The organism is Actinophytocola sp., assembly GCF_050699915.1.
GTDB lineage: Bacteria > Actinomycetota > Actinomycetes > Mycobacteriales > Pseudonocardiaceae > Actinophytocola.
This window is the reverse complement of the sequence record NZ_JBOHGA010000255.1, coordinates 1-8076: the sequence shown is the minus strand read 5'-3', so window position 1 is coordinate 8076 and position 8076 is coordinate 1. Positions and strand designations below refer to the sequence as shown.

At 72.1% G+C, this 8076-nt stretch carries 8 protein-coding genes; 7 read left to right on the top strand and 1 reads right to left on the bottom strand.

Annotated features, from left to right (window positions below):
- The 7 genes from ACRDSK_RS29220 to ACRDSK_RS29190 form a co-directional block, all read left to right on the top strand.
- The coding region (locus tag ACRDSK_RS29220; protein WP_431444579.1) for an acyl-CoA dehydrogenase family protein at positions 1-1134 on the top strand (1134 nt) is incomplete at its 5' end.
- Positions 1134-2141, top strand: coding sequence for an acyl-CoA dehydrogenase family protein (locus ACRDSK_RS29215; protein WP_431444578.1), 1008 nt, complete (start codon positions 1134-1136; stop codon positions 2139-2141). The genes ACRDSK_RS29220 and ACRDSK_RS29215, both read left to right, overlap by 1 nt.
- A gap of 3 nt (positions 2142-2144) precedes the next feature.
- Positions 2145-3293 (top strand): acyl-CoA dehydrogenase family protein, encoded by a 1149-nt coding sequence (locus tag ACRDSK_RS29210; protein WP_431444577.1) that lies wholly within the window; start codon positions 2145-2147, stop codon positions 3291-3293.
- Positions 3290-4192 carry a bifunctional MaoC family dehydratase N-terminal/OB-fold nucleic acid binding domain-containing protein gene (locus tag ACRDSK_RS29205; protein WP_431444576.1) on the top strand — a complete coding sequence of 301 codons (903 nt, stop codon included), beginning with the start codon at positions 3290-3292 and terminating at the stop codon, positions 4190-4192. Before ACRDSK_RS29210 ends, ACRDSK_RS29205 begins: the two co-directional genes overlap by 4 nt.
- Positions 4189-4578, top strand: a complete 390-nt coding sequence (locus ACRDSK_RS29200; RefSeq protein WP_431444575.1) for a MaoC family dehydratase — start codon at positions 4189-4191, stop codon at positions 4576-4578. Before ACRDSK_RS29205 ends, ACRDSK_RS29200 begins: the two co-directional genes overlap by 4 nt.
- Complete coding sequence (locus ACRDSK_RS29195) at positions 4575-5732, top strand: lipid-transfer protein (protein WP_431444574.1); 1158 nt, start codon at positions 4575-4577, stop codon at positions 5730-5732. The genes ACRDSK_RS29200 and ACRDSK_RS29195 overlap by 4 nt, the downstream gene beginning before the upstream one ends.
- A gap of 83 nt (positions 5733-5815) precedes the next feature.
- Entirely contained in the window at positions 5816-6733 is a 918-nt protein-coding gene (locus ACRDSK_RS29190) for a hypothetical protein (protein ID WP_431444573.1), read from the top strand.
- A 9-nt stretch (positions 6734-6742) separates the two neighbouring features.
- Here the strand turns inward: ACRDSK_RS29190 and ACRDSK_RS29185 are convergent, their stop codons facing one another.
- Positions 6743-7984 carry an MCE family protein gene (locus ACRDSK_RS29185; RefSeq protein ID WP_431444572.1) on the bottom strand — a complete coding sequence of 414 codons (1242 nt, stop codon included), beginning with the start codon at positions 7982-7984 and terminating at the stop codon, positions 6743-6745.
- Positions 7985-8076 lie beyond the last annotated feature (92 nt).

Genomic DNA, 8076 nt, shown 5'->3' with positions numbered 1-8076 from the left:
GGCGCCCGCTGGCGGCGGCGGGTGGCCGACCTCGCGCTGGCCGGAGAGCGCCGGACCCTGACCGTGGACACCGGCGCCGAGGGCGACGCCCGGCCCAAGGCACGGGAGCTCGCCCGCTCGCTCGCCGAGCTGTCCGAAGAGGACCGTCGGGTGCGGCTCGCCGACTCCGGCTACCTCGTGCCGCACTGGCCGATGCCCTACGGCCTCGCCGCGACGCCGCGCGAGCAGGTGGTGATCGACGAGGAGCTGGCGCGCGCCGGGATCCGCCGGCCGGACCTGGTGGTCGGCGCGTGGGCGGTGCCGACGATCCTGCGGCACGGCACGGTCGCCCAGCAGGAGCGGTTCGTACTGGCGACCCTGCGCGGGACGCTGCGCTGGTGCCAGCTGTTCAGCGAGCCCGGCGCCGGCTCGGACCTCGCGTCGTTGCGCACGAAGGCGACCCGCGAGCCCGGCGGCTGGCGGTTGGACGGGCAGAAGGTGTGGACGTCCGCGGCGGTCGAGGCCGACTGGGCGATCTGCCTGGCGCGCACGGATCCGGCCGCCGCCAAGCACGCCGGGATCACGTACTTCCTGGTGGACATGCGGACGGACGGGGTCACCACCCGGCCGCTGCGCGAGATCACCGGCGAGGCCCGGTTCAACGAGGTGTTCCTCGACGGCGTGTTCGTGCCGGACGACTGCGTGGTCGGCGAGGTCGGCGGCGGCTGGGCGCTCGCACGCACGACGCTGGCCGAGGAGCGGGTGGCGATCGGCGCCGGCTCCTCGCTCGGCGAGGGCGTCGAGCGGCTGCTCGCCGCGCACCGGGACGACACGGATCCCGGCGTCCGGGAGCGGCTGGGTGCCCTGGTGGCGCAGGGACTTTCGGTGTCCCTTGTGGACCACCGGGCCACGCTGCGCCGGCTCGGTGGGCACGACCCCGGGCCCGCCTCCAGCGTGTGCAAGCTGGTCGGCGTGCGCCACCGGCAGGACGTCGCCGAGGCCGCGGTCGAGCTGCTCGGCGCGGGGGGCGCGCTTGCCAGGCCGGAGGCGCAGGAGCTGCTGCTGACCCGGTGCCTCTCGATCGCCGGCGGCACCACGCAGGTGCTGCTGAATCTGGTCGGCGAACGGATCCTCGGCCTGCCCAGGGAGCGCTGATGGACTTCGCACTCGACGAGACCCAGCTGGCGATCGCCCGGCTCACCCGCGACACGTTGGCCCGTGAGTCCGGTGTGGACGGTGTAGATGCCGCGAACGCGGCGTGGAAGTCGTTGGGGCACGCCGGTTTGCTCGCGCTCGCACTCCCGGCGCGACTGGACGGCGACGGGCTCGGCGTGCCGGAGGTCGCGGTGCTGCTGACCGAGGTCGGCCGGGCCGCCGCGGCGGTGCCCGCGTTGTGCACGCTCGCACTCGGGGTGCTGCCGGTGGTCCGCCGCGGTACGCCCGCCCAGCAGGACGAACTGCTGGCCGGTGTCGCGGCCGGAGACCGGCTGCTGACCGCCGGGCTGCGCGGCTCGGTCTCCACTGGCGACACCGCCGGCGACACACTGTCCGGCAGGCTCGTCGGGGTCCCGTACGCGCACGAGGCGTACCGGATCCTCGTCCCGGCCGGCGACGACGTGTACCTCGTGGACCCGTCGGCGGCCGGGGTCACGCTGAGCAGGACACCGACGTCGAGCGGCGCGCCGGAGTACACGGTCGGGCTCGCGGACGTCCCGGCCGGCGTACTCGGCGCCGGGGCCGCGGCCGACCTGCACCGGCTGGCGCTGGCCGGCGCGTGCGCGCTCGGCGACGGGCTGGTGGCCGGCGCGCTCGACCTCACCGCGGCGCACGTGCGCACCCGCGAGCAGTTCGGCAAGCCGCTGGCCACGTTCCAGGCGGTGGCCCAGCAGATCGCGGACGTGTATATCGCCGCGCGCACGCTGCACCTCGCCGCGCTGGCGGCCTGCTCGCGGCTGGCGGACACCGACCTCGAGGTGGCCGGGTACTGGCTCGCGGACCAGGCGCCCGCGGCGCTGCGGACCTGCCACCACCTGCACGGCGGCATCGGCGTGGACGCGAGCTACCCGCTGCACCGGTACTACTCGGCCACCAGGGACCTCGTCCGGCTCGTCGGCGGCGTCGAACACCGCCTCGGCCGGCTCGGCGCGCGGATCGCGGGGTAGCGCATGGACATCGAGCCGACCACCGGCCAGCGCACGCTGCAGGCGGAGCTGCGGTCCTACTTCGACGGTCTGCTGTCCACTTCGGAGCGTTCGGAGCTGCTGATCGAGCGACACGGCGAGGTCTACCGCGCGCTGGTGCGGCGGATGGGCCGGGACGGCCGGCTCGGCGTCGGCTGGCCGGTCGAGTACGGCGGTCGCGGGTTCGGTCCGCTGGAGCAGCAGATCTTCGTCAACGAGGCGGCGCGCGCGGACGTGCCGCTGCCGTACGTGACGCTGCAGACCGTCGGGCCGACGTTGCAGGAGTTCGGCACCGACGAGCAGAAGTCGTTCTTCCTGCCGCGGATCCTGGCCGGCGAGCTTCACTTCGCGATCGGCTACACCGAGCCGGAGGCGGGCACCGACCTCGCGGCGCTGCGCACGAGCGCGGTGCGAGACGGCGACTCGTACGTCGTCAACGGGCAGAAGATCTTCACCACCGGCGCGCACGACGCCGACTACGTGTGGCTGGCCTGCCGCACGGACCCGAGCGCGCCGCGGCACAAGGGGATCTCGATCCTCATCGTGGACACCCGCGACCCGGGCTTCTCGTGGACGCCGATCATCACCTGCGACGGCGCGCATCACGTCAACGCCACGTACTACGCCGACGTGCGGGTGCCGCACTCCAGGCTCGTCGGCGCGGAGAACGCGGGCTGGCGGCTCATCACGACGCAGCTCAACCACGAGCGAGTCATGCTCGGCCCGGCCGGCCGGATCGCCGCGCTGTACCACCGGGTCCTCGACTGGGCGGCGGCGCGCGACCTGCTCGACCGGCCGGACGTGCGGCGGGCGCTAGCCCGGACGTTCGCCTCGCTGCGGGTGAACGAGCTGCTGAACTGGCAGGTGGCGGCGGCCGGGTCGGCGGTGTCGATCGCGGACGCGTCGGCGACGAAGGTGTTCTCCTCGGACCGGCTGCAGTGGATCGGCGAGGTGCTGGCCGAGGTCGTCGGCGCGCACGGCGACCCGGCCGACCCGGCTACGGCGGAGCTGTCGCGCTGGCTGGACGTGCAGGCCAAGCGCAACCTGGTGCTGACCTTCGGCGGCGGGGTCAACGAGATCCAGCGGGAGCTGATCGCGGTCGCCGGCCTGGACCTGCCGAGGGTGCCGCGATGACGGAGCCGATCTCCGAGGCCGCCCGCGCGGTGGCGGCTCGCGGTGAGTCCGCCCGGCGCGCCGGCCGTGATCCGGTGAACCTGCCGATGATCCGCAACTGGGTGGAGGCGATCGGCGACCGGAACCCGGTCTACACCGACCCCGGCTACTCGTCCGTCCATGACGGACTCGTCGCGCCGCCGGCGATGGCACAGGTCTGGACGATGCCGGGCCTGTACGGCGACCGCGGTTCCGACGACCCGCTGGGTGCGATGGTGTCGGTGCTCGACGAGGCCGGCTTCACGTCGGTGGTGGCGACGAACAGCGAGCAGACCTACCACCGGTACCTCCGTCCGGGTGAGACGGTCGAGGTCACGTCGAGCCTGGAGTCCGTGACCGGCCCGAAGCGCACGTCGCTCGGCGAGGGCTGGTTCGTGACGACCCGCAGCACCTGGTACGTCGGTGACGAGCCGGTGGCGTCGATGCTGTTCCGCATCCTGAAGTTCCGCCCTGCCGCTGGTGCTGCACCGGATGTCATTCGCCCCAGTGTCAACCGGGACACGGAGTTCTTCTGGGCGGGCACGGCGCGCGGCGAGCTGCGGATCCAGCGGTGCGGCGGGTGTGGTGAGCTGCGGCACCCGCCGGGGCCGATGTGTCCGGCGTGCGGGGAGACGAAGCCGGAGTTCGTGGTCGCGTCCGGGCGCGGTTCGGTCTACAGCTATGTCGTGCACCATCACCCGCCGGTGCCGGGGCGGTCGCTGCCGTTCGTGGTCGCGCTGGTGGAGCTGGAGGAGGGGGTGCGGATGCTCGCCGAGCTGGTGGATGTGGCGCCGTCGTCGGTTCGGGTCGGGCTGCCGGTCGTCGCCGGGTTCGTGCGGGTCGACGACTCGTTGACGATGCCGGTGTGGCGGGCGCGATGACCAGCGTCGTTGCCGTCGGGGATGCCTTGCCGCCGTTGGTGGTCGAGGTGACGCCGACGTTCGTGGTGTCGACCGCGCTCGCGACGCGCGACTTCCAGGACGTGCATCACGACCGGGACCTGGCGGTCGCGCGCGGGTCGAAGGACATCTTCCTCAACATCCTGACCGACACGGGCCTGGTGCAGCGGTTCGTGACGGACTGGGCGGGCCCGTCGGCGTTGGTGCTACAGATCTCGATCCGGCTCGGGGTGCCCTGCTACGCCTACGAGACGCTCACCTTCACCGGTCGGGTGGTGTCGGTTTCGAACGGTGACTGCGTCGTCGAGGTGGTGGCCCGCAACAGTCTCGGCGACCATCTCACTGGGACGGTCCGGGTGACGAGATGAACTCGGCGGCGATCGTCGGTATCGGCGCGACGGAGTTCTCGAAGGACTCCGGGCGCAGCGAGCTGCAGCTGGCCGCCGAGTGCTCCCGCTCGGCGCTAGCTGACGCTGGACTTTCGCCGTCCGATGTGGACGGCATGGTGACGTTCTCGATGGACGCCAGCGCGGAGGTCGCCGTGGCGCGCGAGCTCGGCGTGCCCGCGTTGTCGTTCTTCAGCCGGATCCCGCACGGCGGCGGGGCGGCGTGCGCGGTGGTGCAGCAGGCGATGCTGGCGGTGGTGACGGGCATGGCGTCGGTGGTGCTGTGCTACCGGGCGTTCAACGAGCGGTCGGGGAGCCGGTTCGGCCGGGTGCAGGCCGCGGCGGCTGGTTCGGCTTCCTCGATGGGCATCGACAACAGCTGGCACTACCCGATGGGCCTTGGCACGCCGGCGGCCGCGGTGGCGATGTTCGCGCGGCGGTACATGCACGAGTTCGGTGCGACGTCGGCGGACTTCGGCCGGGTGGCGGTGGCCGACCGCCGGGCCGCTGCTTCGAATCCGCGCGCGTGGTTCCACGGCCGGCCGATCACGCTGGCCGACCACCAGGCGTCCCGCTGGATCGCGGAGCCGTTGCGGCTGTTGGACTGTTGTCAGGAGAGCGATGGCGGCGTCGCGCTGGTGGTGACCACTGTGGACCGTGCGCGCGACCTGCCGGTCGTGCCCGCCGTGATCGCCGCGGCGGCGCAGGGGAGCGGGCCGGACCAGTTCTCGATGAACTCGTACTACCGGCGGTCGCTGGTGGGCCTGCCGGAGATGGGGTTAGTGGCGCGGCAGCTGTGGGCGCAGTCGGGCATCGGTCCGGCTGATGTCTCGGTGGCGGTCCTGTACGACCACTTCACGCCGTTCGTGTTGGTGCAGCTGGAGGAGCTGGGCTTCTGCCCCCGAGGCGAGGCACGTCACTTCATCGCCGACGGCGCGTTGGAACTGGACGGTCGCCTGCCGCTCAATCCCCATGGCGGGCAGCTCGGGGAGGCGTACATCCACGGCATGAACGGCATCGCGGAGGGGGTCCGCCAGGTCCGCGGCACGGCGGCGAACCAGCTCCCCGACGTGTCACACGTCCTGGTGACCGCGGGGACGGGCGTGCCGACGAGCGGTCTCATCCTCACGGCATAGGCCCTCCCGGGGAGACCTTCCAGTGTTCCCGGGGCCCCGTCATGCCAGACTCGTAGGGTTCACGCGGCCGACCTGGGGGTCTGATGCACCGGCGAATTCTGGCGGCGATGGTGGCGATGGTGGCGGTTCCCGTCGGGGTCGAGTGGCTCATCGCGTACATCAAGGACGAGAACTACCAGCTCGGCCGTGCAGGGATCGTGCTCGGAGTCGTCGTTGTGGCCGCGGTGCTTGTCGGGACGTTGCAGTTCATGACACGGCGGTTGAGCCTGATCCTCGACATCGCGATGGTCGTGCTCGGCGTCGCCATCACGACCACCGGGATCTTGAGCCTGGTCGCCCGGTCGGAGCAGCGGACCGAGCTGGCCATCCTCGTGGTGTGCCTCGGTCTGGTGTTGTCCGGCGTCGCCGGCTACGCGGTGGTCCTGGACCGTACCGGCGGTGAGTTCGCACTGGTCGCCACGAGAGGGACCAGCCGCGGGAGCGTTCACCACCTGGGCGACGACAGCGCGCCGACGACGCTCACGAAGTTCCGCGCGTGCTCGCCGAGCGACGACGAGGTCGCGGAGCTGTGCCGCCCCCAGATGAACGCGGACGACCTCCATTTCGTCGGCTACTACGTTGACAACGCCTGCCGGTTCCATCTCGACGTCCTGGACGATGTCCGGCTCAACCGGTTCTTCCGCGGCGAGGGCCGCGAGCTGCGCCGACTACAGTACGAACGAGCCGGCCGGCAGCTCGAATGGGTCATGTCGAAGCTGAACGCCTACGCCAGAAGGCTCGACGGCGGGATCCTCGTCCGTACTGTGCTGGACGTCGAACAGGGTGCGCTCTACTACTACTGGATCGACCGCAACGTCTACTTGACCGGCATCACGATGAACCAGTCCAAGGTGCTCGTGACCGACGAGAAGCTGCGACGGCTCGCGAACAAGATCGGGCATCTGCCGCGTGGCGGGACCGATCAGGCCGAGCCGATTCAGCAAGTGGTGGGCTCTGACTGAGCCGGCGGGTCAGCCGGGGAGGCCCAGCAGCGATGCGAGCGACGTCGGTCGGCCGCCGGTCATGGTGAGGGTTCCGGGGAGGGCCGGCATGCCGGGCACGCCGCCGGGCACGGGGGCCGACGCCGGCGGTGGGACCGAGATCGGGCGGCCGCCGAACGGGGCGTTCTGCGAACCCCGCACGCCGATGGGGCTGCCGGGTGGTTCGGCGCAGTAGGCCTGCTGGTTCGGCGGGACGTCGCGGACGTCGTCGGCGCCGCGCTGCTTCGTGCCCTCGTAGCCGCGGGTGCACGAGAACGGGTCGTTGAACGTCAGCACCAGGCCCAGGTGTCCGGTGCCGTCCGGGTTCGCGCCCGGGGCCGTCGCCGTCACGATGGGGAACGCCACCAGCAGCTGCTCCAGCGCATCGGTGCGCGACGAGGTGATCTGTGTGGTCGTCAGCAGGTTCGCGATCACCAGGCTCAGCGAGCGGCCCGACGTCCGCAGGAAGTCGTTCACCTGCGCGGCCACCGCCGGCGCGCCGCTGATCACGCGGCGGATGTCCGGGTCCGACTTCTTCAGTTGCGCGGCCAGCAGGCGGAGGTTCTCTCCGTACGACCGGATCTGGGCGGACTGCGCTGCCTGCGTCGACAGCACCACCCGGCCGTTCGAGAGCAGTGATCCGGTCTGCGGCAGGTGCTCCGTGGCGGAAGCGGTGAGCGCTCCGGCGCCGTCCAGGAGGCGCTGCAGCGCCGGGCCCGCGTCGCGGAAGGCCTTGTCCAGCTCGTCCACCGTGGTGCGCAGCGAGTCGCGCGGCACGCTCGTCACCAGGGAGTCCAGGTTGGACAGTAACGCCTCCGGCGAGGACGGCAGGGCTGTCCGGGACCGGGGCACGACCGAGCCGTCGCCCAGGAACGGGCCCGACGCCGAACGCGGGACCAGGTCGACGTACTGCTCGCCCACGGCCGACCGGTTGGCCACCACCGCCGACGCGTTCGCCGGGATCGGGGGCGCGGAGTCGTCGATGGCGAGGATCACGTCGATGCCGTCCTCGGACAGGCGCAGCGACGACACCCGCCCCACCGTGACGCCCCGGTAGGTCACCTCGGCGTTCGCGAAGATCCCACCCGAGTCGGCGAACTGCGCGGTCACCCGGTACCCACTCGGCCACAGCAAGCGGTCCAGCCCCGCGTACGTTCCGCCGACATAGCCGATGCCGACCACGGCGATCAGCGCGAACAGGAACAGCCGGACCTTGGTCGCGCGCACCAACATCAGCGACCACCCCCGAGCAGCGACCCGAGCAGCCCCGCCAACCCACCGGCCGGCGGCACGGCCGGCGACGGCAGCACCGGCAACGGCAGCGG

Bases quoted from the DNA above. Each gene is read 5' to 3' on its own strand.
- ACRDSK_RS29195 (WP_431444574.1), top strand. From the start codon at position 4,575: ATGAACTCGGCGGCGATCGTCGGTATCGGCGCGACGGAGTTCTCGAAG.
- ACRDSK_RS29190 (WP_431444573.1), top strand. From the start codon at position 5,816: ATGCACCGGCGAATTCTGGCGGCGATGGTGGCGATGGTGGCGGTTCCC.
- ACRDSK_RS29185 (WP_431444572.1), bottom strand. From the start codon at position 7,984: ATGTTGGTGCGCGCGACCAAGGTCCGGCTGTTCCTGTTCGCGCTGATC.
- ACRDSK_RS29210 (WP_431444577.1), top strand. From the start codon at position 2,145: ATGGACATCGAGCCGACCACCGGCCAGCGCACGCTGCAGGCGGAGCTG.
- ACRDSK_RS29200 (WP_431444575.1), top strand. From the start codon at position 4,189: ATGACCAGCGTCGTTGCCGTCGGGGATGCCTTGCCGCCGTTGGTGGTC.
- ACRDSK_RS29205 (WP_431444576.1), top strand. From the start codon at position 3,290: ATGACGGAGCCGATCTCCGAGGCCGCCCGCGCGGTGGCGGCTCGCGGT.
- ACRDSK_RS29215 (WP_431444578.1), top strand. From the start codon at position 1,134: ATGGACTTCGCACTCGACGAGACCCAGCTGGCGATCGCCCGGCTCACC.